The following is a 23,169-nucleotide window of genomic DNA, read 5'->3' as shown; positions in this document are numbered from 1 at the left end:
GCTGCCGAATTAAAAGCGGGGATTGTAGCGCATTCGGCGCCTGCACCGCTATGCGTGAGGTGCGAGAGACACCGACTCAGGGGGAATAACCGTTGGCTGATACTCAAGACTGTCCCGGGTCAGCCAGGCGTGGCACCGCACCAGGGCAATACCGACAATGAAGCCGCCCAAGGCGCCCAGCGCAGCCAGTTTGTCACTGGCAAAAAGCGCATGGCTGCTGGCCATACCCGCCAACATCGCCAGCAGCGGCAGCAGGTAGACCAGCATCGCACCGCGTAACAGCACGTGCTCCGGCACACTGAATTCGACCTGTTCATCGAGCTGAAACTGGCTTGCAGGGAGACCATCCAGCAGCACCCGCAAGTGGTTGCGGCGGCCGTCACCGATCCGATTTAGCAGCCCCTGACCACAACCTTTCTGTGCGGCGCAGGTTCCACACGTGGATTGCCGAATAGTTTCTACCCAAAGTGCGTCGTCTTCGATCGCTACAATGCGCCCGCATTCCCGCATCATTGGGGCACCACCAGCGATTTGGCCACCTGCTCAGCGGTGAGCAAGGGCACTTCCCCGATTACGGTTGCAACCAGATCGCGATCAGGAATGGGGTAGGTATAGGAAACGGTTGCGCCGCTGCGCATGGCGACCGCAGTGGACGGCGGGCTGACACCATTGGCAGACTCCATGAATACCGAAAACATGCTGATGCCATCGGTATAGCTCAGGGCCTCACTCTGAACATCTGCGGTGTCCGCCAGCATAAAACCCTCCGGCACCCAGCCCGGGTTCCAGGATAAGCCGGGATGTACAGGCTTGCCCTCCTGATCCGTCACCACATTGTGGTGGGCCACCTCGCGCGCGTCATCTTGATTCAGTTCACCTGCCACTCCCAGTTCAAACAGCATGAACTGAAATCGCTCAAGCACCTGATCGCGCTGGTCGACGGTTTCTGTTTTCAGGGGAATCGCGGTCTGAGCGTCCAGGGAAATCACATAGCCCAAGCGGAACACATCACGCGGCTCAATATGCAGCGTTACCACATCGCGTCCGGCGACGCGGGCTCCCTCTTCCAGACGAAGGTCATAGTAGCGGGCAAAGTCACCTTTCTGACTGACGCCCCGCAGCAGGCGCTCCGCCGGATGCACACAGTTTACGCTGTGCCCCTTGCGCACCAGCTCGCTGCCTTCCGAATCCAGTGGCGTCAGGCGTTCAAACTCACGGCCATCCATCACCTGATGAACAATACGGTAGGAAGCGAGTTGATCTTCAATCTGGTGGGTAACAATACCCTGATAGCTTAATTCTCGGTGGCCGTGGGACATGCGCTCCAGCCACTCAACCGGCTGGGCCGCATACGCTGCACCGGCCGCGAGCGAGGCGACCAGTGTGAATGCGAGGATTTGGGGTAATACTCTGAGCACTTATTCCGCTCCGTGGCTAACCAACCTGGCATAGGTCACCATGCCTTGACCACTATTGAGCGCGGCGCGCTCGGTATGCTGGCGAAGAAAACGTTCAAAACGTTCGCGAGACTGCTCGTCGCCCACCTGCTGATAACGCGGAACAGCCACGCCAGCAGCACTTGCGGTAACGGTACCCGCGGTGCTCGGCGCCGGAGACGCCAGATAAACGCGGCCGTTCTGCACGACCGGAGCGTCAGCCACCTCTGGGGTGACCTGCGCCGGTGAGCCACCGCCCAGTCCAAATACAACCAGAGCAGCAACACTGGCAGCCACCGCAAAACCACCGAGTGGCTTGCGCCAATCTCGAGTCGACGCAGGCGCCAACGGCGCTTCCGCTGCAATGGCCGAACTCACCCGAGCACTGATATCCATACCGTTAAAGGTAGGCTCGCCCAGCAAGGCGCTGCGCTGGCGATGTAATCGCCCCCAATACGCCGCGTCACCGTCATCGCTGTCGCGCATCAGGCGCCGCAATTCCAGTTCCGATGCCTCACCATCCATTAGCGCCGACAGGGATTCCCGAAGATCGTTGCTCATGCCATTACCTCGCTGCCACCCATCTGGGCTTTGACTTTTTCATCTACCGCTTCCCGCGCCCGGAAGATCCGCGAGCGAACCGTTCCCACCGGACAATCCATCACATCGGCAATATCTTCATAGCTCAGCCCGTCAAATTCACGCAAGGTCAACGCGGTGCGTAAATCCTCAGGCAGCGCCTGTATTGCCGTATCGACAACCGCCTTCAGTTCATTACCAAACAGCACATTTTCCGGGTTATCGGTGTCGCGCAGGCCGTCTGCGCCGTCATAGAACTCGGCATCGCCAACATCGACATCAATACTGGGGGGTCGCCGACTGCGGCTGACCAGGTAGTTCTTGGCGGTGTTGATCGCAATGCGGTAGAGCCAAGTGTAGAACGCACTCTCACCGCGAAACTTGGGTAAGGCCCGGTAGGCTTTGATAAAGGCTTCCTGGGCCACATCCTGAATTTCATCACTGTCTTTAACATAGCGCGATATCAGGCCAAAAATCTTGTGCTGGTACTTGAGCACCAGCATGTCATAGGCACGCTGATCGCCTCGCTTGACGCGTTCGACCAGTTGCTTATCGCTTACTTCAGCACGATCCACAATCACGCCGCTCCTGATTGTGACCGTCTGTTACGGTGATAGACCACGCGGTACCCCATTAGTTCGCAGATCAAGCCTGCTTTTTTCTTTCCCGGAAGAATTATTTCCGGAATTGGCCGAATTAGGCATAACCAGTATACTCTGCCCGCAGGCAGAACGCCGCAAATGGTATCGACGCAGCTCACCCAAGGCAATCAATGACTTCCAGTTATACCCATGACGTGCTGGTAATCGGCAGCGGCGCCGCTGGCCTGACCCTGGCCCTCAGGCTTGCCGACCAGGCCCGTATCGCCGTAATCTGCAAAGGCGAGCTGAATCAAGGCTCTACCTACTATGCACAGGGCGGCATCGCAGCCGTTTTGGACGAAGACGATACCGAAGACGATCACGTCACCGACACCCTCGCCGCAGGCGCCGACCTGTGTCACAACGACACGGTGCGCTTTACGGTCGCCAACAGCCGGGAAAGTATCGAGTGGCTAGTGTCACAGGGGGTCGAGTTCAGCCGCTACCCCAATCAAAATGGCTTTCACCTGACTCGGGAAGGCGGCCACAGCCACCGACGTATCATCCACGCCGCAGACGCCACCGGTCGGGCCGTGTCAGAAGCCCTGACCAATCAGGCCCTGCAAAAAGCCGACATCGATATTTTCCGGAATCATGTCGCAGTTGATCTGGTAGTACGCAATGGCCGATGTCTCGGCGCCTATGTCTACGACCGGGAATCCGAGCACGTACGACTGTTCCGGGCCAAATTCGTGGTGCTTGCCTCGGGCGGCGCCAGCAAGGCCTACCTTTACACCAGCAACCCCGACGGTGCCTCCGGCGACGGCATCGCCATGGCCTGGCGCGCGGGCTGCCGGGTGGCCAACATGGAGTTCAACCAGTTCCACCCAACCTGCCTGTACCACCCCAAAGCCAAGTCCTTTCTTATCACCGAAGCAATTCGCGGCGAAGGGGGGCGCTTGCTGCTGCCCAACGGCCAGCGCTTTATGCACCGCTACGATGATCGCGGCGAGCTGGCACCCCGGGATATCGTCGCCCGGGCCATAGACCACGAAATGAAGCGCCTTGGTTCCGATTGTGTGTATCTGGACATCAGCCACAAGTCCGCAGAATTCATCTTGCATCACTTCCCGACAGTCAAAGCTCGCTGTCTGGAGTTGGGGATAGATATTACCCGCGAGCCCATTCCCGTGGTGCCCGCCGCCCACTACACCTGTGGCGGCGTGATGGTGGATCATCAAGGGCAGACCGATGTCAGCAATCTGTTTGCCATCGGCGAAACCTCCTTTACTGGCCTGCACGGCGCCAACCGCATGGCCAGCAACTCCCTGCTCGAATGTATCGTATTTGGACGTTCAGCCGCCGACGCCATCAGCCAGCGACTGGCGGAAAGATTGCCAGACATTCATATCGCAGACTGGGATGAGTCGCAGGTAACCGACTCCGACGAAGACGTTGTGATCTCCCACAACTGGGATGAGCTGCGCCGCTTTATGTGGGATTACGTGGGCATTGTTCGCACCGACAAACGCCTGCAACGAGCGCTGCACCGGGTCGAACTGCTGCAACAGGAAATTCGCGAGTACTACAGCAACTACAAGGTCAGCAATGATCTGCTTGAACTGCGCAACCTGGCTATGGTCTCGGAGCTGATTATTCGCTCGGCCATGCAGCGCAAGGAAAGCCGTGGGCTGCACTACACACTGGACTACCCGGAAACACTAGCCGAGGCCCGCGATACGATCCTCGAGCCCGGGCGCAAAGCGTAACTGCACTCGCAGCTGCCGAAAGACGTCGGGCTCACAGGCATCCCCGGTAATCAACAGCGACCGCCCGGCAAAACTCATGCCTGCCGCGTGGGCCGTCACCCAGCAGGAGCGCAGTCCGGCTCGCTGACGTCGCCCCCCACACTGCAGCCACCAGCCTGCCTCGTCCCTGCCCAAGGCCTCTACCCGCCACGCGGGGTGAAAGGCGCGGGTCCAGTGATAACAGAGACTGATGATCACCAGAAACAGCGCGAGGGTTTTGACAAGCGGGCCTACCTGAGCCAGCAGGACCGCAATGACCGTCAGCAGGTGAATGGTTAGCAGAAAAGCCACTAGGAATCTGGAGGGGCGCAGTTCAAGCCTTAGGGGTGCGGGCGTGGGCTTTGATGTCATTCACTATCCCTAGTAAATTTTTGTCGTCTGGGTTTTCCGTCCCCAGCAGCCACTGAAAGATTTCCGTGTCCTCGCATTCCATAAGGGCAACGTAGTGTTGCTGCTTTTCCGGAGACAGACTGCGAAAACAGTTTTCCATAAAAGGCACCAGCATCAGATCCAGTTCCAGCATGCCACGCCGGCTGGCCCAGTAAATTCGCTTGATCTCGTTTTCTGAGTACATTAAGTTCCACTGCTGCCGTTCATTGAGCGGCGCATTATAGCGACACCGGCCAGTCAACGCATGGCCTTCTTTGCGCTGGCTTTGCCAACCCACTGCTGCTGATTTGCCAAAAACCGGAGTTTACGTTGAGTCTCTCTGCCTTTCACGACCAGTTATTATCCGATGGCGCCCGCCTTGAGGGGGATCACTGCCTGTTTGCAGACAATGTAAGCGAGGGGCGTAACCGCCTGGTGCCACTGTCGCAATACGGTTTTATCAAAGCCGTCGGCCCCGATGGCCAGACCTTCTTTCAGGGCCAGACCACCGCAGATTTTCGGCAGGTCGGCGCCGATCAGGCCCGCCAGGGTGGCTACTGCACCCCCAAAGGCCGAATGCTGGCGAGCTTTACCGCCGCCCAGCTTGACGACGACACACTGCTCCTGCAATTGCGACGCGATGTGGTAACCAACACACTGACCGCGCTGGCAAAATATGCGGTATTTTCCAAAGTGGATCTGAGCGAAGCCAATGAGGACTTTGTCGGTATCGGCCTGAGTGGCCCCGACGCGTCTTCAATACTCAATGACGTGTTTGACGGAACACCGCAATCCGCACTGGAAACCCGAACTGTATCCGGCGGGCTACTCTTGCAATGTGACAGCGCCGGGCAAGGCTTCGAATTGTGGCTCAGCCCTGAAAAGGCGCTGGAGGTTTGGCAAGCATTGAAAACCAAAGCCCAGCCCACCAGCTCGGTGTACTGGGACAGCCTGCGCATCGCCGCCGGCGATGTCCCCGTGTGCGCCGCCACCCGAGATGAATTCCTGCCCCAGTTTCTCAATTACGATCTGACCGGTGCGGTCAATTTCAAAAAAGGCTGCTACACCGGTCAGGAAGTGGTCGCCCGCCTGCACTTCAAAGGCGTACCCAAACGACGGCTGTATCTGGCCCACATTGAAGGTGAAGCGAAAGCTGGAGAAACGGTACTGGACGGCGACAAGGCCGTCGGCATGGTGGCACTGAGTGCAGATGACGGACGCGCAGCGCTGGTACTGACCACGGCCTCCGCCGAATCAGACCAGCTGCGGCTGGAACAGGGCAGCCGGATTAGCGAGCTGTCGCCCCCGCCCTACGGCCTTAGCTAACCGCGACCGGAAGTTCCCAGCGGATGGGGCTCTCCCCTCGCGAGTTCAGGTAGTCGTTGGTCTGTGAAAAATGCCGGCAGCCCAGAAAGCCGCGGTGGGCGCTCAGCGGTGACGGATGCGGCGCCTTCAGAACGCAGTGACGGGCAGTATCCACCAGCTGCCCTTTTTTCTGGGCATAACCGCCCCAAAGCAGAAACACCACCCCTTCCCGCTCACGATTGATCGACTCGATTACCGCGTCTGTAAAACGCTCCCAGCCCTTGCCCTGATGGGCACCGGCCTGCCCCTGCTCCACCGTAAGCACGCTGTTCAGTAGCAATACGCCCTGCTCGGCCCAGCTGGTCAGGCAACCGTGCTTGGGCGGCGTGAGCCCCAGGTCGCTCTGCAATTCCTTGTAGATATTCATCAGCGATGGGGGTGGCGCGACCGGCGGTTTCACCGAAAAGCACAGGCCGTGGGCCTGATCCGGCCCGTGGTAAGGATCCTGCCCCAGAATCACGACTTTGACGTTGTCCAGAGGGGTGGTATCGAGCGCATTAAACCACTCGGCCGGGCGCGGGAAGACCACGGCCCCGCTGGCCATGCGCTCCGCCAGAAATGCGCGCAACTTGACCATATACTCCTGCTCAAACTCGCCGGCTAGCGCCTGTAGCCAGGACGGATGCAATTTGATGGATTTCTGTGCGGACAATGCGAGGCTCCCTAATTGAGGCCGCGCAAGGATACCAAGGCCCGCGTCGTGATTAAACGCTAGGGCACCTCTGATTAATTCGGCAATGGCTCAGCGGAGTCTCTGGCGCGCACTGGCAAGGCGCAGTGCGAAGGTCAAGGGTTATTCTCCTTGACGAGCGCTGCAACGACGTCCAGTGTGCGCCAGAGGCTCGCCCTCCGGGGCTTTGCATTGATCCGCCTGACTGCGTTGCGCTCACTTGAAAGGCAACCAGCCTTCCTGCGTGACCGCGCCTTGACAGGCAAATCAACGCAAAGCCTGAGCTATCGCCGAATTAATCAGAGGTGCCCTAGAAAGGCAGCTGCAGGCGAAACGCGCCTCCCAGCTCTCGATCACTCGCAGCCGTGCCGGTAACGCCGATATAAAAACTGTCCAGCAAGTGATAGCTCAGGGACAGGCTGAGCGAGTCGTTATCCCGATCTCTGGCCACATGCATATAACTGGCGCCAACCACAAAACGTCTGGAAATCGGTTTTTCGACGCCCAACACGGTTTCGCGCCGCCCTTTCATTTCGCCAAAAGCCGGCTGTGGCGTCAGTTCCTGAAACAGGCTTACCCGAGCCCAGTCAAATTGATAATCGATCCGCAATTCACCCCGGGTTCGCAAGTGAAAGGTCGATCCTCGCGGGCCGCGATAGGTGCTTTCAAACAGGTCGCGAAGGGTCAAGCCGACGCGCCAGCGGCCCAGCTCCGTCGAGCTGGACAGGTCGACATTGGCCCGGTGAAAGTCACGCGTGAAGCCACTCAATTCGAAAAAATCGCTTTCCCGATAATCCTGTATCGGCACTTCCCTTTCATAGAGGGAAATCGCCTGATATTTCAGACTGGTACTGACGGTGGTCGCCGTAATATTCACTTCGTCCAGCCGACGATGCAAGGCCACCTCTCCGACACCGTAACCCGACACCCGCGCCCGAGACTCCAGTTCCGACAGTTCGAAAAAGGCAATCACCGGCGCCAGGCGAAGCTTGGGTTCATCCGACTCGACATAGTCAAAGGTGCCGGCAAAACGGGTATGAGCCTGCGCGCTGACAGTGTAGCGGTCATCAAAAACCGGACCGCCAATGACCAGCCCTATCCCGGCCTGAAAGGTCGTCGCAGTGTTGTCCAGCGATTGCAGCCGCCTGATCAGCGGCTCTTCATCACCCGGGCGGTATTCAAAGCGGCGAACGCTGGATTCCAGTGCCGCTGCCTCGCGCCGAGCCTTCAGCAGGTCGTCGAGCATTTCTTCCCGGTCATTGAGAAAAGTATAGCCACTACTGTGTGCAACGGTTTCAACCAAATCCGGACGCTGGGCGGCATTTCCCAGAACAGGTTGCAGGTTTCGACGCGTGGAGTCTGCCTCGTGTGCCAGCAGCGGCGTCGCGAGACAGCCAAAAATAAAAAGGGCCGAGCACAGGCTTCGGCCAAGGGAGGGTAAAACAGCCAAGCGACGAGGTTCCGCCACTACGGCGTGGCCATCCGCCGACGGCCACGCAACGACACGGGCACAGTCACGCGGTCATAAAGCCCTGGCAGGAAACGCTGTAGTAAATCGAGAAACACCGCATCACGGCCGATCAGCACCCGCGGCTTACCTTTTTCTACGCCGCGCAGAATGATCTGTGCAGCGCGCTCCGGCGTGGTCGAGGCAATCCGTTCAAACATGGCGGCTGACTCTTCGGTATTGGTACTGCTGCCGTCAAGACTTTCAAAATGCTTGCCGTTGATCACGATATTGGTCTTCACGCCACCAGGGTGGACAGTGACCACCTTGACCGGAGTATCGCGCAGGTCCTGACGCATGGATTCCGAATAACCGCGCACCGCGAACTTGGCCGCGTTATAGGCAGACTGCGACGGCACCGCGATCAAACCAAACAGACTGGAGATATTGACCACCACCGCTTCCGGGCGCGTCAGCAGGTGCGGCAGAAAGGCTTCAACACCGTTCACCACGCCCCAGAAATTGATATTCATCATCCATTCCAGATCTTCCCGCTGCATTGACTGCACGCGACAGGACAGGGACACACCGGCATTGTTGATAATCACATCACAGCAGCCAAAGTGCTCAACCACGCATTTAGCCCAGTCAGCAAAACTCTCTCGCTCTGACACATCCAGCGTCGCAATATGAAGCTGAGACGGAAAACGTTCCTGCAGAGCGCTGAGCGAATCGGGCTTCACATCCGACGCCGCTACCTTTGCCCCACTGCGCAAGGCCAGTTCAGTGAGGGCAAACCCAATACCGGACCCGGCTCCCGTAACGGCAATAACCTTGCCCTTCAAATCAAACATCGATACATCCTTTTTATAAATTTAACTGGAGCTTGTCGCCGGCTCGCCCAGCTCAACATCTACCTGCGGCACACTCATGGGCCGACGCTGGCTCCGGTAAATGCTCGGATCAAAATGCTTTGCCTGCATCCGGTACTGCCAGGAATAACCGGGCCAGAGCGTTGTGTTCTTGCCATCTTCCGTGAGGTACCAGCTGTCACAACCTGACATCCAGGTAGTGTTCTGCATTTTCGTCTGAAGACGATCGTTAAATTCCCTCTGCACCTCGGCTTTAAGATCCAGCGCGGCGATATTGCGCTCACTCAGGTGCCTCAAATAGGCCATGATATAGCGCAACTGCGACTCGATATAAAAGATAACCGAGATATTACCCGGCCCGGTATTCGGCCCCATAATGTACAACATATTCGGGTAACCGCTTACCGTCATGCCTAGGTAGGCTTCAGACCCGCTGCGCCAGTCATCGTTGAGCAGTCTTCCGCCCAGCCCCTCAATCGGAAAGGGCGCACCCGCAGCCGGCACCTTAAAGCCCGTCGCCAAGACAATGACATCCAGCGGCTGATGACTGCCATCGCGACTGACGATGCCGGCCTCATCGACGCGCGCAATGCCGTCCGTCAACACCTCAACATTGGGTCTGGTCAGCGCCGGATAATAGTCATCGGACAGCAATACCCGCTTGCAGCCCAGCGCATACCTCGGCGTTACTTTATCTCGCAGAACCGGGTCTTTGATCATGCGTGCAAGATAGCGACGGCCGAGTTTCTCCCCAAAACGAGTCATCCAGTTGTTTTTGATCATGACCGGTGCGGTTGACTCAAACATCCAGTACTGCACTATACGGTGCAGTTTCTGCAACAGCGGGAAGCGGGCGTAGAGCTTGCGCCAGCGCGGTGGAATCCAGCCATCGCGTTTGGGCATCACCCAGGGCGCCGTACGCTGGTACAGGGACAGGGATTCAACCACTGGCTGAATTTCGGGAACTACCTGAATCGCGCTGGCGCCGGTCCCGATTACGCCCACGCGCTTGCCCCTAAGATCGCAGTCCGAGTCCCACTCGGCGGTGTGCATGATCTTGCCTTCAAAGCTGTCCAGACCTTCAATATTTGGATAGGCCGGCACATTCAAGGCGCCCACAGCAAAAACTACAGCGCGCGCGCGCACCGCGCCGCCATCGGCAAAATGTAGTGTCCAGAGGTGGTTTTGCTCATCAAACTTCGCCGCCGTTACCTCGGCGTTGAAACGGATTTTTCCCCACAGCTGGTACTTGTCAGTGCAGTGCTGAAGGTACTGATGAATCTCTGACTGACCACCAAAGGTGCGACTCCACTCCGGGTTCGGCTCAAAGGAAAACGAATACAGGTGCGAGGGCACATCGCAGGCCGCACCGGGATAGATATTGTCGCGCCAGACACCACCTACATCCCCGGATTTCTCAAAGATAGCGAAATTGCTCTGCCCTTCCTGCAATAATTTTATGGCCAAGCCAAGGCCGCCAAACCCGGCACCGACAATGGCCGTATCCAGCAGCTCGCCACTATCCTGTCTGCGAGTCGTCATTAAACATTCTCCGTATTCACAATACCGTGAGGCGCACTGAAAAAGGCGCGCACAACGGTGGCGGTATCTTTCGGTCGTTCGACCATGGGAAGATGACCGGTCTCGGGAAACACCATGGCTTTGGCCTGGGGAATGGCCGCGAGGAAGGCATCCACACAACTCACATCCAGCACTCGGTCGCTGTCACCCCACAGAACCAGGGTCGGTGCCTGCACTTGCCCCAAGCAGGCATTCACATCGCCCAGCGAATGTACAAGATCCGAAAAGATAGCGTGGTTGACGATGGCCCGCTGCGCCATCTCAGTCCCCATCAAAAACGCAAACACGGCGCCGAGCACGCGCTTGCGCGAATGAAAGCAGATTTGAAATACCCTCTGCGCTTCCGCCGGGCGGTTAGCCACAAGAAAATTGCGTCCTGCAAGAATCCCCGCCTCCAGCATACTGACGCGGGTTGCCGGTGCGCCGGCGGCATTCATCAGGCACAGGCCGCTGACCAGGTGCGGATAACTGGCTGCAAGCTGGGCGGCAATAGCACCGCCCATAGAGCTGCCCGCGACGAAGGCTGAATCCACCTTCAGATCTTTCAGCCATTGTGCGATACGCTCCGCCTGGCTGGTGACCTTGTAGTCGCAATCAACCCGAAAGCTGCTGTTACCAAAGCCCGGCAGATCGGGGGCCAGCACGCGGTAGTGTCGATGCAATAGCTCACTGAGAAAGGACCAGTTTTCCTTGCTGGAGCCAAAGCCGTGAATCAATACCAGTACCGGCTTGTCACTGGCGCCGGTATCCCAGTAATTAAGCCGATGGCCATCCACCTCTGCCCAGCGAATTCGAGCTCCAGCCCGACGTGCAATCACCGGTTTTAGCCGCCCCCACAAACTTGAGCCCGGCTGCCACTGGCGCAGCGCGTCGTGGTCTATTGCTGCCAAAGGCGTCGCCGCAAAAAGAGCCTCCAACTCTGCGAAAGCCGACTCAGCCGGTGCGGTGACAGTGGAGCTCTCGACCGTGGTCACGCAGCAGCTCCCTGGGCTTTATAGGATTCAACCTCGGTAACCAAATCATCGATTTCTTGGAGAAACTCGCGATTGTCGTGATCCCAGGGGTGAAATCCGGGACGGAAGAAATCCAGCCAGTCCGGCAAGGCGCGCAGTAAAACGCCTTTCGGGCCCCACAGAAAGACAGTCACTTTCCACCACCCTTTCAGATTGAAGAGCTGCCCTTTTTCACGAGCAACCATGCCCAGATAAAACGGTGTCAGCATGATGAAGAAAATCGTGGTGGACATAATCAACGCGAAACAGCGACGCAGATAAGCCAGCAAACCATTTTTCATCACCGCACCATACACATCATAGGCCACGGCTTTGTGCTCAGTCTCCTCCAGCGCGTGCCAGTGCCATATGGCTCCATAGCGTGGCTCAGCGTCAGCCATACGGCTTTTGTCGACCAGGATACGGTGCGCGAGAATAGCCGTCAGATGTTCCAGCGCAATGGTTCCCGCGAGCTGAGAACCTTTTGGGGTAAAGCGCCGGAAAAAATTAAGCAGCTTGAGCACAATGTTTTCGTAGCGGTCTGCCGGCAAGCCCTTGGCAGTAAGGGCGTCGTTGTATTCTTCATGCTCGCGACCGTGCATGGCTTCCTGGCCGATAAAGCCCTTCACGGCTTCCTGCAAGTTTGGGTCGGTGACCTTGTCGCGGTAGTGGCGCACGCTATCGATAAAAAAGCGCTCGCCCACCGGGAAGAATATCGACATGGCATTCAGGAAGTGGGAAATATGAACACTACCGCTGTGCCAGTCACTGATGCGCTCAGCAGGCAGATGAAAATTCAGGTTTCTGCGGACAGGCATTACATCATTATTCATGACAATCTCCTTGAGTCGGCCATAGCGGCCGCCGGTTGATTAAAAGGGTCTGAAATCAGTGTATTTTGCTTCCGTCACCACACTCTGCATTGCCTTGAGCGTGTTAAACGGCGTCTCGATCAATTTGGCATTGACGATGGATGCGGGCAGCGCCCCACCCGGCTCGATATGCATTTGGTACTCCACATGCGTACGGTTACCGTCAAGCGGCGTAAAGCGGAAAAAGCCCTCAGCTCGCTCCATCAGCACCGCGCCGTTATCAAGCGGCACCCTGGCCTTATAGGGAGGCTCAAGGCTGTCCAGCGCAACGGTTTCCAGCGCCACAGTTACCACGCGGCTGCTCATTTCCTGGCTGATGGTGGCCGACAGCAGCAAGGCGCGGTCCTTGGCCGGCCAGGGAAAATCGTTGACCATGTAGGTATAGCGTTTGAGTGGCGTCAATTTACGAATCAGCACCGGTGATTTACAGCTGTGCATCCAGTCCACACAGGCCGCTGTATCGTCCATCAGCGCCAGCGCCCGATTCAGCTCAACATCGATAACGGTTTCACCCTTAAAGGCTTTGTAATCCGAGCCCTCGACGTTACGTGTGTAAACGGTCACGCCGTCCTGATCATGCTCCAGCACCCAGCCATTGCTCTCAGCAAAGGCCCCGGAAGCGCCCACGTGTAACAGCAGCAGTGCCACACACAGTGAGAAAAAGCTGTTCATGCAGTTCATTCGTATTTCTCCAACTACCAGCGGTAGGTCATTTGCAGGGCAACGGAACGCGGCGCTTCAACAAAACCGGTAAAGGTCGTAGCGCCGAAGATGGTATGCGCCAGGGGCGTATCGGCGGCGTAAACGATCACGGTTTCATCAGTGAGGTTTTTGCCGACCAGTGATACCTCCCAGCTCTGATCAATGGCGCCAATACCAATGCGACCATTGAACTTAGTAAAGCCGTCCTGCTCGACGCGTGGGTCAACGTTGGAAGACGGGTTGTAATCATCGGTAAATACAACATCCAGCGTCACACCAATCCCCAGCGTCTGACTGATGGGGCGCAGGTAGCCGACAATAAACGTGCCTGACCAGTCCGCCACGTACTGATTGCTCTGGCCGGTGTAGTCGCAGTACAGGCCATCGCTGGATGTGGGCGTCTGGCCCTGACGGCACTGGCCGTTCTTGAAGTCGGTGAATTCAAAATCCAGCAGTGCCAGGGCGCCGCCGAGACTCAGGTACTCGGTTACCTGGTAACGACCGTCCAATTCGATGCCCTGGGTGATGGCTTCTTTGGCGTTGCCGACATTGAAGCCTAGTGTGCCGTCGAAAATACTGATCTGCAGATCTTCGTAGACGGTATAGAACGCAGCCAGATTCAACTCCGCAGCGCCGTCGAGAAGGCCGGTTTTCATGCCCAGCTCGTAACTGGTAGCGATTTCTTCGTCGTACTCAAAGGTACCGACCAGCGAGGTGCGGTTGGGAATAGCCGCTCCGGGATTCGCCGGGGTCAGCTCGGCACTCGGCGACTGGTTCGAGCGAGCATCAAAGCCACCGGCCTTGAAACCGCGGGTCGCCGTAAAATAGGCCATGCCTTCAAGAGAGAAATCCCACTGTATGTTCAGCAGCGGCGAGAAATGGGTTTCACTGCGCTCGCCTTTCAGGTCATGGCGCTCTGCCGCAAAGCTGATGGCTGCGACGGTATCCACTTCGCCAATGGGCAGACTGTTGCCGTTAAGGTCCGCCAGATCAAGCGAGCGGCTGCCTTCCTTGCTCTCGTAGGTGTAGCGTCCACCCAGGGTAACGCGGAAAGTCTCGGCCAGATTAAAGGTGGCCTGCATAAAGGCCGACGCAATATCGGACACACTGGTAAATTCACGCGGCGCCGTGATATTCGCCACCGCGTTACCCGCATCGCCAATACCCGCCACTTCTTCCGGTGCAATACCCAGCGGATTCGGGTCGTAGTCACCGCGGGTGCCGCCATCCTGAAAATCAGCGGCATTGAGCAACTGCACGACAACTTCAGAGTCCTGAACCAGCTTGTCGTTAAAAGTGAGGTCGGTCCGCTGCAGGTAAACACCACCGATGTAGTCAATCGGCTCACCTACCGGTGATACCCAGCGCAACTCTTGACTGAACTGCTGGTAGTCCTCCGCCAGCTCCAGTTTGAATAGTGGCGCGGCTGTGGAATCGCAGTCACAAAGATCGTCATAGGTGTAAGCCATAAGACCGGTGATCGACTTGAACTCGTTGCCGGCATCCGTCAACCAGGTGACATCCAAGGTCATGTTGTAGGTTTCGTTATTACTGAAATTGCCGTTGGACGAGCCCTTGAAATCCTGGAAGTTATTGCGCACCGAATCATCGGTATCCACATCCACCAGCGGCGGGAAGAAGGTGCGATCGAGAATTTCGGCCTCGGTACGGCCTTCAAACAGAAGGGTTGACGACGTCGACGGATCGTCGCGAATGACTTCCGCGTGACGGCCCAGAGTGTCAAACTTGCCGTACTCCAGCTTCAGCGACGCCGTGGTATCGTCATTGGCGGCCCAGTTGAATTTGAGACGGTAGGTCGCCTGATCGTGCTGAGGGCCAAAGCGATCCAGTGTCAGATTCTCGACATAGCCGCCGTAATCGCGCAAGCGGGCAGAAAAACGGGCGCCGAGATCATCAGTAATGGGGCCCGACAAGACCAGGTCAAAGACCCTCTCATCAAAATTCGGCTCATACAGACCGGAGACAAAGCCCTCAAAGACATCAGTGGGATTCGCCGTGTGAAGGTTCACTGCGCCGGCAATGCTGTTTTTGCCGTGCAGAATGTTCTGTGGACCACGCAGCACCTCTGCCCGAGCCAAATCGAGAAACGGTGCCCGAGCGAGCTGGGCGCGACCGTAATAGATACCATCGACGTACATCCCCACAGACTGCTCGAAGCCCTGGTTCATACCGGTCCCTATTCCGCGAATGAAAATATCGGTACTGATACCGCTTTCGGTTACGGTGAGGTTCGGCACATAGGCCTGCAGGTCTTCCATGCGATTGATGCCCGCCTCGATCATTTTGTCACCACCGATGGCACTGACCGAGACCGGAACATCCTGCAGACTCTGCGCCCGGTGTTGGGCGGTGACAATCACCTCTTCAAGCACAGCCTTGGCCAGAGCCATCGGCGACACCAGTCCCATCAACAGTGGCAGCGACAAAAATCGGTAACGCTTCATTATTATCATCCCTTTCGGTATTAACATCGCCATATGACACATCGCAGTATGTATCATCATTTGATGTAACATACATCTTATCATTAATTGATGTCAAGATAGGAGCAGGCAGGTAGAATGGTCATTGGCTGAACTGACCACGGTCGCGCAGCATTTCAGCCAGCCTTGTCTTTTCAATCACTTAGCGAAAAGTCTCGGCTCTGTAGATCGGCTGCAATGTGCTGCAGCACCCATTTTTTATAGAAATATTTGCAATAGACAGAGAGAATCCAGGCCATTACTTCATGAAGTTTCCAGAAGAAACCATCCAGAACCTGGCGCAATACCGGCAACAGAATGATGCCGATGACAGCGCGGCGCTGGAGGAAAAGCAGGAATACACCGTTGAGGAACTGGCGCTGGCGGCCAATACCTCGGTGCGCAATATCCGCGCTTATCAGGACAAGGGTCTGCTGCCGCCCCCCACCCTGCGGGGACGCAAAGGGATATACAACAATCAGCACCTGTCCCGCCTGCGGGTTATCGCCAATCTGCTGGATCGGGGTTACACCCTCGCCAGCATCCTCGATCTGATTTCCGGGCTGGAACAAGGCGTTGGCCTGTCTGAAATTCTGGGTATGGAATCAGCCATCAACAGCCCCTGGGCCAAAGAAGCCCCGGAAATCATCTCCATGACCCAGATGGTCAAGATGTTCGGTACCCAGCTCACCCCGGCCAATATTCGCCTTGCCGGCGAGCTGGGCATTGCCAAAGTCCAGGGTACTCAGGTTCGCGTCAGCAGCATGAGCACCCTCAAAGTAGCCGCTGACCTGTGCGCGATGGGCATCCCGATGGGCGATCAGCTGGAAATACTGCGGATGAGCCGAGACAACGTCGAAAAAGTCGCCAAGGAGTTTGTTCGTCTGATTTCAGAAAATGTACTGAAGCCCTATCAGCAACAACCCCTGCCACCCAAGGAAGAGTTCCCCAAAATCATCGACCTGATCTGGCGCATGCGGCCCATGGCCGAAATTGTAGTAAAAGCCGAGCTGGGACGCGCCATGGAAATGGCCGCCAGTAATATTCTGGCGGACCAGCTGGAAGGCATTCTGAAAACGCTGGAGTCCAGGCGCGACAAGTAACGACGCCGATTAACAGCAGTAAAAAAGGCCAGCAATGGCTGGCCTGAGGTGTCTATCTGGACGGGGATCAATAACACTTACGCGTTACCTGCCGCCATTGTCGGCGGACAGCGCCCCCGGCTCATCGTCTGTGCAGACTATTCGAGCTATACACCCACCGGCGGCGTCGCCGTCGCGGCGTTGTCTATCAGCATTTCCGCGGCATTGACGAATTTCGACTCGTCAGAAGCCAGGTAAACGACCAGAGCCGCAATGTCTTCAGGTTCACACATCGGGTTGGCCTCGGTCGACAGCGACTCAATTTCCTCGCGAGTAGCGCTGTCGGCACCGGTTGCAACTTTGAACACCATCGGCGTCTTCACACCATCGGGGTGAATCGAGTTACAGCGTATACCATTGCGTTTCTCTCGGCAGTAGAGGGCAACTGACTTGGTCAGAGCCGCCACGGCGCCCTTGCTGGCACTGTAGGCCGCAATAAAGGACATACCGTGCAAGGCTGCAACCGATGACATATTGATAATGGAGCCGCCGCGGCCAGTGGCTTCCATGGCTGGAATGGCGTGCTTGCAGCCCAGGAAAACGCCGTCACTGTTGACGGCATTGACCTTGCGGTAGTCTTCCAGCGTGCAGTCGACCACAGAACCCATGGTCATCATGCCGGCATTGTTTACCAGCACATCCAGGCCACCAAAGTGGGAAACGGCTGTCGCAACGACCTTTTCCCAGTCCGCTTCGCTGCTGACATCATGCTTGATAAACAAGGCCTTATCGCCAATTTCGGCGGCTGCCGCGTGCCCGTCTTTTTCATTCAGGTCAGTCAGTACGACCTTCGCGCCCTCAGCGGCCAGCATTTTCGCGTCAGCCCGGCCCATTCCGCTGGCCGCACCTGTCACGATGCAGACCTTGTCTTTTACTCGATTCATGTTCCCTTCCGATTACAGCTCGTGGATGTCTCGCCTGAGGTGAGCCCCCAGCGGCGCGCTAGTAAAGCATGCTGCCTGCACCTTGAAAAGCCGTGCTATAGTTACAATTCTATAATCTTCAAAAAATTCAAGAAGGTAGCATCATGTCCCGGATAGCAAGGAGCGCCACCGTACTGGCCTGGATCAGCCTCAGCCTCCTCCCCCTCAGTGTCATCGCCACCCGCTGGAACCTGCTTCACTTTCGCTATGGTTTGCTCATGTATCTGCTCGCGGCCCTGCTTGGACTGCTCGTGATCGTGCTGGCCGGGTTGTTTACCCGAAGCCAGCCAAGTGAAGCTGGTCGCAAGGCCTTGAGCAGAGCCGCCCTGCTCTCATTGCCCGCCATCGGCCTGTTCGCGTTCAGCGTATTCAGCGCCGGCGATGCGCCGATGATTCACAATGTCACAACTGCCCCTGATAATCCGCCGCAGTTTATCGCCGCGCCCAAACAGCGTGGCTCCGACGCCAATCCTTTGGCCTACACGCCGGAGCTTGCCGAAATCCAACGCCAGGCCTATCCGGAACTCCAGACACTGACCACCGAGCTCAGCGGCAAAGAGGCCCACCAGGTCGCGTTGGCTGTGGCCAACAAGCTGGGCTGGGAAGTCTATTACGACGATCCCGAAAAGGGCCAGATTGAAGCGGTAGCAACCACCCGCTGGTTCGGTTTTAAAGACGATATCCTGATACATATAAACGCCAGTAGCGAGCCAACCCGAATTGACCTACGCTCTGTATCAAGAGTTGGGCAAGGCGACATGGGTGCCAATGCGCGCCGGATTCAGAAATTCGTCGACTATTTCCGAGAAATTGAGTGAGCTCTTGTTAAACATGGGCGTTTTTTTCTGTCAGACAAAAGCATTCATCGCCGGCATCTGCGCGGCTAAGAAGGCTACTCGGTCGCCTGCAAAGCAAACCATCGCCCGTCGAGCAGCAATTCTAATCTTGCTGGCATGCTCATGCAGTTTGGCAACCGCCAACGCACCAGATCCCGAACCCCAGATCATCATAAACACCAAAGTTACGCTGCCAGCTGGCTTTTCCAATTCCGCATTGCGCTCCATTTTTTTTGGGCGCATGCAGACCTGGCCCGACGGCACCCCCATTACCGTTTTTGTGCTGCCCGATACGCATCCTCTCCACCTGAGGTTCTGCACGCTCTATCTGAAAACCTTCCCCTATGTACTCAAGCGGCAGTGGAACCATCTCACCTTTACCGGTTCCGGCGTGCGGCCAATCGAAGTCGGCACAACCTACAACCTCTTTGAGCGAGTTCGCACCACACCTGGTGCGATCGGATACATCAATCGACTGCCCGGCAATACCAGCGATGTTAAATTTGTCGGTACCGAAGCTAATTCGGAAACGAAAAGGACGATACGGTTTTGAAAAAGCCACCCTATAGACTCGCATTGATGCTGGCCGGCTTGCTGTCAGGAAATGGCTTCGCTGAACAGCAACCACTGACCCTGCATGGCTTTGTCAGCCAGGGATACCTTTACAGCAAAAACAATGACATCTTCGGCGACAGCACTGACGGATCCTGGGAATACCACGAAGCCGGCGCTGGCGGGCGCTACCGCCTGAGCAGCCGACTAAGCTTCTCCGGGCAGTGGTTCGCCAGGGATGCCGGTCGTGGTGACAACGGCAGTGTGCGCACAGACTACCTCTACGCCGACCTTCTTCTATCCCAGGGCACTGACTCGGGCACTGGCCTGCGTTTTGGCCGTGTGCGCAATCATTTTGGTTTTTATAACTCAACCCGCGACGTATTTTTTACCCGACCGTCAATTTTACTGCCGCAGTTTTATCTTGAAAGTTTTGGTGTTCGTGAATTGTTTTTTTCCAGCGACGGCGCACAGTTACACAGCTACTGGGACGAGAAAGACTACTATGTTAACTTCACCGGCACCTTCGGTAAAAACAAAGAGGTCAGCTCTGATACTGTCGCCAATATACTCGGCAGCGCCGCGACACTGGCCGGCGATGCTGAACTGCAAAGCCCAATCTCGGTACAGCTGAGCGCAGGGCTGCCCGGAGACCGCTGGAAGACTGCACTGAGTTACTTCAACACCGCACTCACCTTCAACAGTACCAGCGTACTGGCCGACCTCGATGTCACGCTTACCGCATTATCGCTGCAGTACAATGGTAGAAAAACATCGATAACGGCAGAATATTCACTCATGTCGATAAACTCGACTTTTATTGCACCTGCTTTCAACCTGGTGGCAACCGGCAATACGAAGTCTGAATCGGCATATCTACAGATGGATTACCATATAGACGAACAGTTTACGGTTTATGGCCGCTTCGACCACCGCTTGGGCGATCGTGAGCAGCCCAACCAGACGGATTCGAGCGTAGCGACGCTTGGATCACGCTGGCAACCTCACCCACAATGGCTGTTTGCCGCCGAGATCCACGGCATCCGCGGGACCGCCCCGATTCCACGCATCGACAATCGCAACCAAGAAATAGCAGAACGATCCGAACACTTTATTTTCATGGCCGGCTACCGGTTTTGATCGGGAGTAACTTTGTGTGAGCCAGAGCAGCACACAGATACGGCTGAGCCTGCAAAGTAAACTTCTGCTCATTGTCGTGCTCATCATGTCGCTCGCCATGGCGGGCAACATCACAATTGATTACCTGAATTTCGTCGCTGCCAGCGAAAAAGCCGGGATGAAACGGCTCGACATCCTGTTTTCAACCTTTAAACAGCTGACTGAGCGCTCCACGCGTTTATTTGAGCAGGAATTGTCCCAGATACCCATTGAGCCCTACCTGGCGAAAGAGCAGCTAGCGGATTTACCCAAAGCCCTGTCAACCAATCCGAATATCGCGACGCTGCGTATTCTGAATTTCAACGGCGAGGAGTTACGCGCCTGGGGGCCCGAACATAGCAAAGACGTGCCTGCCTTGCTTCAACAGCAGCTGATCAATCTCGTCCGGCAGAATCAGAATCCAGTCAGCAAGATCTTTTGCAACAGCCAATGTTTTCAAACCAGTTTTGTTCCCGTCGTTACCGACGCGGGTAAAACCTATTTAGTCAACGGCGTACGCAGCCTGCACTCCATACTATTTGATTTTAGCGCCATCACGGCCGCTCAGGCAGCGCTCATCAATTCAAAAACCGACGTGCTGATCGCCACCAACGCAGCAACCACCCTGCCTTTGCTTGAGGAAGTTACACAGCTTTCGGGTTTTATGACAATGACGGCAACTGCTTATGTCGACACTTCGCAAGGCGTGGTGGCCGCCGGTATCAAGCAGCTGGACAGTCGGCTCAGCAGCGATTCGCTCCGCCTCGTTTTGCTGCTGGACGACAGCAATTCGCAAATCATAATCCGGAATTCACTCAAGAACAGTTTGGGATCGGCAGGCGTAGCTCTACTGCTCACTTTCATTTTAACTTACATGGCATTGCGCAAGGCTCTGCAAAAGCTGTTCAATCTGTCGCGTGCCATCCCCCGACTTTCCGATTCCAACTACGACGACTTACGCGCGGCGATCATTCCCTATACAGAGCAAACCCGATTCTCGGACGAGATTGATCAACTCAATCTCACCGTCCTTGAGGTCGCCGACGCTCTGGAAGAAATGGAGGCATCAGTAGCAAAACACCGGGAGGATTTACTGCATACCATCGCCGAGCTGGAAGCAGCCCAGGAATTCAATGATGCACTGGTTAACGACTCGCCTCTGGTTATAGCCGCCTATACGCTCAAGGGCGATATGCTTCAGCTCAATGACTACGGCTGCAGACTGGCGGGCTGGCGAAAGTCTGAGGTTGCCAAGCGTTCAGTCGTCGACCTGATTCTGCCTGACCCGGTCGGAAACACCATTCTCGACAACCTCAAACCCCTGACCCTGGGCCGTGAATCCCGCGCTCAATCCGAACAATTGATACGCAATCGGCAGGGGTCGGTGAGCTACCTCACCTGGATTCACGCACGCGTATCGAGCCAGTCAGGCCCCATCATTCTATCGGTCGGTCTGGACGTAACCGAGCGCCGTCGTACGGAAAATCGACTTCGCTGGCTGAGCAAGCACGATGCCATAACTGACCTGCTCAACCGCGAAGCCTTTCACACCGAAGCTTCTCAACTTATCCAACAATATCGAGACAGTCATCGCGTCGAATTGATGATGTTCGACATAGATAATTTTTCGTCTTATAACGATTTGTACGGCTTTCAGCACGGCGATAATATGCTCCGCGAAACCGCCCGCTATATCGAAGGCCTGATCACCTGTCACACCATAATAGGCCGAACGGGCACCAACGAATTCTCCGCCCTGCTGATTATTGACGACCGCGCGCCTAACTCCAAGCGTATCGAGATGCCCTTCTGCACCGATGGCTATTCCCTGAGGTTTTATTCAAAAGCGGAGGGTGATTCGGTGGAGGTTAATCTTACCGCCGCCATTGCCAGACACCAAACCGATGGTGACACCGTCGACGACTTGCTGAGTAACTGCACAGCGACTCTGCGTACCTTGAAAACGATTGATCGCGGCAAGGTAAATTATATTTCAGCCGGGTTTGACAGCCGGGCCGCACGCCAGGAGAAACTACAAGTTCAGGACGCCATCGTCAAAGCCCTCGCTGACGAACGATTTGTCTTGCTGTATCAGCCTATTTACAACCTGGAGCGTGAACGTATCACCCACTGTGAATGCCTGGTGCGAATGGTGACAGAAAACGGCAAACTACTGTCGCCGGCTGCGTTTATGGATATAGCTAAAAACAATGGACTGATGCCGCGTATTGACTATCTGGTTTTGAAAATGGCTCTGCGTCAATTGCGCGACTGGGCGGACAACAATATTCACTTAAAATTGAGTGTTAATGTCACTGCGGTCACCTTCGAAAGCGAACGCTTTGTGCAGCAGCTGCAAAGGCTGCTGTACGAGACCGGCGCCAGCGGCAGTCAGCTCATATTTGAAATCGTGGAAACCGAAGCTATCAACAATCTGGATTCAGCCAAGGCGCTGTGCGATCGACTGGCAAAACTCGATATCCAGATTGCGTTCGATGATTTTGGCATCGGCTTTACTTCGTTCGAATATCTGCGCGATCTGCCCGTCGACTTTATCAAGATCGACCAGTCCTTCATTCGCTATCTTTACAAGCGCAAAAGCGACCAGCTACTGGTCAAATCCATGGTGGACATGGCGCTTGCGCTCGGCAAAAAAATAGTCGCAGAAGGGGTTGAGGACGACGGCAGCGCCGACCTGCTCCGTGATATGGGGGTTCACTACCTTCAGGGCTATTACATTTCCAGACCGAAACGGGTGAACGAAATCGACCTTAACTACTCTATGCCCACCCTCTGAGTTA

The 23,169-nt window shown here is 56.2% G+C and carries 22 protein-coding genes; 7 read left to right on the top strand and 15 right to left on the bottom strand.

Going from position 1 to position 23,169, the window contains the following annotated elements; translation table 11 throughout:
• Positions 1-48: 48 nt before the first annotated feature.
• Genes ABY734_RS05745 through rpoE form a run of 4 tightly spaced genes read right to left on the bottom strand, consistent with a single transcriptional unit; the run spans position 49 to position 2,596 of the window.
• Positions 49-513 carry a SoxR reducing system RseC family protein gene (locus ABY734_RS05745; protein WP_372778048.1) on the bottom strand — a complete coding sequence of 155 codons (465 nt, stop codon included), beginning with the start codon at positions 511-513 and terminating at the stop codon, positions 49-51.
• Positions 510-1,418, bottom strand: a complete 909-nt coding sequence (locus ABY734_RS05740) for a MucB/RseB C-terminal domain-containing protein (RefSeq protein ID WP_372778047.1) — start codon at positions 1,416-1,418, stop codon at positions 510-512. The genes ABY734_RS05745 and ABY734_RS05740 overlap by 4 nt, the downstream gene beginning before the upstream one ends.
• Positions 1,419-1,997 carry a sigma-E factor negative regulatory protein gene (locus ABY734_RS05735; RefSeq protein WP_372778046.1) on the bottom strand — a complete coding sequence of 193 codons (579 nt, stop codon included), beginning with the start codon at positions 1,995-1,997 and terminating at the stop codon, positions 1,419-1,421.
• Positions 1,994-2,596, bottom strand: a complete 603-nt coding sequence (gene rpoE / locus ABY734_RS05730) for an RNA polymerase sigma factor RpoE (protein WP_372778045.1) — start codon at positions 2,594-2,596, stop codon at positions 1,994-1,996. The genes ABY734_RS05735 and rpoE overlap by 4 nt, the downstream gene beginning before the upstream one ends.
• Before the next feature lie 191 nt (positions 2,597-2,787).
• Between rpoE and nadB the strand changes: the two genes are divergently transcribed.
• Positions 2,788-4,365: an L-aspartate oxidase gene (gene nadB / locus ABY734_RS05725; protein ID WP_372778044.1), complete on the top strand. Its 1,578-nt coding sequence runs from the start codon at positions 2,788-2,790 to the stop codon at positions 4,363-4,365.
• Here nadB and ABY734_RS05720 read toward each other — a convergent pair.
• Together ABY734_RS05720 and ABY734_RS05715 are read right to left on the bottom strand one after the other, a co-directional pair.
• On the bottom strand, positions 4,318-4,695 hold the full coding sequence (locus ABY734_RS05720) for a hypothetical protein (RefSeq protein ID WP_372778043.1): 378 nt from the start codon (positions 4,693-4,695) through the stop codon (positions 4,318-4,320). The two genes, nadB and ABY734_RS05720, sit on opposite strands and share 48 nt — an antisense overlap.
• 22 nt (positions 4,696-4,717) lie before the next feature.
• Positions 4,718-4,978 carry a succinate dehydrogenase assembly factor 2 gene (locus ABY734_RS05715; RefSeq protein WP_372778042.1) on the bottom strand — a complete coding sequence of 87 codons (261 nt, stop codon included), beginning with the start codon at positions 4,976-4,978 and terminating at the stop codon, positions 4,718-4,720.
• A gap of 125 nt (positions 4,979-5,103) precedes the next feature.
• Here ABY734_RS05715 and ABY734_RS05710 point away from each other — a divergent pair, with 125 nt between their 5' ends.
• Positions 5,104-6,099: a folate-binding protein YgfZ gene (locus ABY734_RS05710; protein WP_372778041.1), complete on the top strand. Its 996-nt coding sequence runs from the start codon at positions 5,104-5,106 to the stop codon at positions 6,097-6,099.
• Here ABY734_RS05710 and ung read toward each other — a convergent pair.
• From ung to ABY734_RS05670, 8 genes are all read right to left on the bottom strand, one after another.
• Positions 6,092-6,790, bottom strand: a complete 699-nt coding sequence (gene ung, locus ABY734_RS05705) for a uracil-DNA glycosylase (RefSeq protein WP_372778040.1) — start codon at positions 6,788-6,790, stop codon at positions 6,092-6,094. The genes ABY734_RS05710 and ung overlap by 8 nt on opposite strands.
• A gap of 328 nt (positions 6,791-7,118) precedes the next feature.
• Positions 7,119-8,258 (bottom strand): conjugal transfer protein TraF, encoded by a 1,140-nt coding sequence (gene traF / locus ABY734_RS05700; protein ID WP_372778039.1) that lies wholly within the window; start codon positions 8,256-8,258, stop codon positions 7,119-7,121.
• A gap of 17 nt (positions 8,259-8,275) precedes the next feature.
• The gene (locus tag ABY734_RS05695; protein ID WP_372778038.1) at positions 8,276-9,109 is read right to left on the bottom strand and encodes an SDR family NAD(P)-dependent oxidoreductase; all 834 of its coding nucleotides are present in this window, start codon (positions 9,107-9,109) and stop codon (positions 8,276-8,278) included.
• A 21-nt stretch (positions 9,110-9,130) separates the two neighbouring features.
• On the bottom strand, positions 9,131-10,669 hold the full coding sequence (locus tag ABY734_RS05690) for a flavin-containing monooxygenase (RefSeq protein WP_372778037.1): 1,539 nt from the start codon (positions 10,667-10,669) through the stop codon (positions 9,131-9,133).
• On the bottom strand, positions 10,669-11,682 hold the full coding sequence (locus ABY734_RS05685) for an alpha/beta fold hydrolase (RefSeq protein ID WP_372778036.1): 1,014 nt from the start codon (positions 11,680-11,682) through the stop codon (positions 10,669-10,671). The genes ABY734_RS05690 and ABY734_RS05685 overlap by 1 nt, the downstream gene beginning before the upstream one ends.
• Complete coding sequence (locus ABY734_RS05680; protein ID WP_372778035.1) at positions 11,679-12,533, bottom strand: metal-dependent hydrolase; 855 nt, start codon at positions 12,531-12,533, stop codon at positions 11,679-11,681. Before ABY734_RS05680 ends, ABY734_RS05685 begins: the two co-directional genes overlap by 4 nt.
• A 39-nt stretch (positions 12,534-12,572) precedes the next feature.
• The gene (locus ABY734_RS05675; RefSeq protein WP_372778034.1) at positions 12,573-13,253 is read right to left on the bottom strand and encodes an START domain-containing protein; all 681 of its coding nucleotides are present in this window, start codon (positions 13,251-13,253) and stop codon (positions 12,573-12,575) included.
• A gap of 14 nt (positions 13,254-13,267) precedes the next feature.
• Positions 13,268-15,739, bottom strand: a complete 2,472-nt coding sequence (locus ABY734_RS05670; protein WP_372778033.1) for a TonB-dependent receptor — start codon at positions 15,737-15,739, stop codon at positions 13,268-13,270.
• Between the two features lie 284 nt (positions 15,740-16,023).
• On the opposite strand from ABY734_RS05670, the gene ABY734_RS05665 reads away from it, so the two are divergent.
• Positions 16,024-16,860, top strand: coding sequence for a MerR family transcriptional regulator (locus tag ABY734_RS05665; protein WP_372778032.1), 837 nt, complete (start codon positions 16,024-16,026; stop codon positions 16,858-16,860).
• A 146-nt stretch (positions 16,861-17,006) separates the two neighbouring features.
• On the opposite strand, the gene ABY734_RS05660 is transcribed toward ABY734_RS05665, so the two are convergent.
• Complete coding sequence (locus ABY734_RS05660) at positions 17,007-17,783, bottom strand: glucose 1-dehydrogenase (RefSeq protein ID WP_372778031.1); 777 nt, start codon at positions 17,781-17,783, stop codon at positions 17,007-17,009.
• A gap of 143 nt (positions 17,784-17,926) precedes the next feature.
• On the opposite strand from ABY734_RS05660, the gene ABY734_RS05655 reads away from it, so the two are divergent.
• Genes ABY734_RS05655 through ABY734_RS05640 form a run of 4 tightly spaced genes read left to right on the top strand, consistent with a single transcriptional unit; the run spans position 17,927 to position 23,165 of the window.
• The gene (locus tag ABY734_RS05655; protein WP_372778030.1) at positions 17,927-18,640 is read left to right on the top strand and encodes a DUF1499 domain-containing protein; all 714 of its coding nucleotides are present in this window, start codon (positions 17,927-17,929) and stop codon (positions 18,638-18,640) included.
• Positions 18,591-19,211: a hypothetical protein gene (locus ABY734_RS05650; RefSeq protein ID WP_372778029.1), complete on the top strand. Its 621-nt coding sequence runs from the start codon at positions 18,591-18,593 to the stop codon at positions 19,209-19,211. The genes ABY734_RS05655 and ABY734_RS05650 overlap by 50 nt, the downstream gene beginning before the upstream one ends.
• Positions 19,208-20,350: a hypothetical protein gene (locus tag ABY734_RS05645; protein WP_372778028.1), complete on the top strand. Its 1,143-nt coding sequence runs from the start codon at positions 19,208-19,210 to the stop codon at positions 20,348-20,350. Before ABY734_RS05650 ends, ABY734_RS05645 begins: the two co-directional genes overlap by 4 nt.
• Positions 20,351-20,366: 16 nt before the next feature.
• On the top strand, positions 20,367-23,165 hold the full coding sequence (locus ABY734_RS05640; protein ID WP_372778027.1) for a putative bifunctional diguanylate cyclase/phosphodiesterase: 2,799 nt from the start codon (positions 20,367-20,369) through the stop codon (positions 23,163-23,165).
• Positions 23,166-23,169: the final 4 nt, after the last annotated feature.

The organism is Litorivivens sp. (assembly GCF_041624475.1).
Taxonomy (GTDB): Bacteria; Pseudomonadota; Gammaproteobacteria; order Pseudomonadales; family Spongiibacteraceae; genus Litorivivens.
This window is presented reverse-complemented; position numbering and strand designations above follow the sequence as displayed.